Origin of the sequence: Trabulsiella guamensis ATCC 49490 (assembly GCF_000734965.1) — a bacterium.
Classification (GTDB): Bacteria; Pseudomonadota; Gammaproteobacteria; order Enterobacterales; family Enterobacteriaceae; genus Trabulsiella; species Trabulsiella guamensis.
Genome location: NZ_JMTB01000191.1, coordinates 1 through 794, shown reverse-complemented (window position 1 = coordinate 794; position 794 = coordinate 1). Strand labels below are relative to the sequence as shown.

At 41.1% G+C, this 794-nt stretch carries 2 protein-coding genes; both read left to right on the top strand.

Features of this window, described 5'->3' with window-relative positions; genetic code table 11:
• The coding region (locus tag GTGU_RS23485) for a Mor transcription activator family protein (RefSeq protein ID WP_038163695.1) at nucleotides 1-216 on the top strand (216 nt) is incomplete at its 5' end.
• A 3-nt stretch (nucleotides 217-219) separates the two neighbouring features.
• Entirely contained in the window at nucleotides 220-732 is a 513-nt protein-coding gene (locus tag GTGU_RS23480) for a hypothetical protein (RefSeq protein WP_038163693.1), read from the top strand.
• Nucleotides 733-794 lie beyond the last annotated feature (62 nt).

The following is a 794-nucleotide window of genomic DNA, read 5'->3' as shown; positions in this document are numbered from 1 at the left end:
AACCAGATTGGCGGTATGCAGGTCTATTTTCCACGCGGTGAGGTGCTCAATACCATCATCCGTGACATGAAGATCTGGCGTGATTTTACCGGGAAGAATATCCCTGAACTCGTTGAGCGCTATCAGGTGACCTACAAAACAGTGTATAAAGCCATCAGGCGTATGCGCAGGCTTGAACAGCGTAAGTATCAACCGGACCTGTTTAGCAAGGAATGACATATGAAATTTATTAATACTTTAATTCTTGGCTTTATTGTCGTTGTTACAGGTAAGTTTCTATATGAAAAAGAAAACCAGCCATCAGTCAATGAAAGACTTATTTCTCAGTTTGATAAATATGACATTATCAAACGAAATAGCTGGAAGAAAGATAACATTGTTGATGGTGTCCAAGTATATTCTATTCGTAAAGATTATACGTTATTCCAGAGTCTGTGGCACCTGGGGAAGGATAAAGCTAATGTGATGGTATTGACCGAAGGGAAAGAGGTGAAAATTGATGCTGCGTTTGCCTTGAGTCAATGCAATCAATTGGCCATAGTAGTAACGGATGATGATACGCCCACTATCCGAGATGCTGTATTCTCCGTTTTCCAGAATGCCCTCGCTGCTGGTAAAGATGAAGAAGGAGTATTGCGAGCTTCCGGTGATGTTGGTGGAAAACCATATAGTATTTTTGTTCGTACGATCGGATCAGTGTTAACATTTTCATGCAGCATAGAAACTGTTTAGCCAGCATTAATATCTCATTCAATGAAGCCGGTTAATCCGGCTTTTTTTTCGTCCGGCACATG

Coding starts and splice junctions, on each gene's coding strand:
- GTGU_RS23480 (WP_038163693.1), top strand. CDS start 220: ATGAAATTTATTAATACTTTAATTCTTGGCTTTATTGTCGTTGTTACA.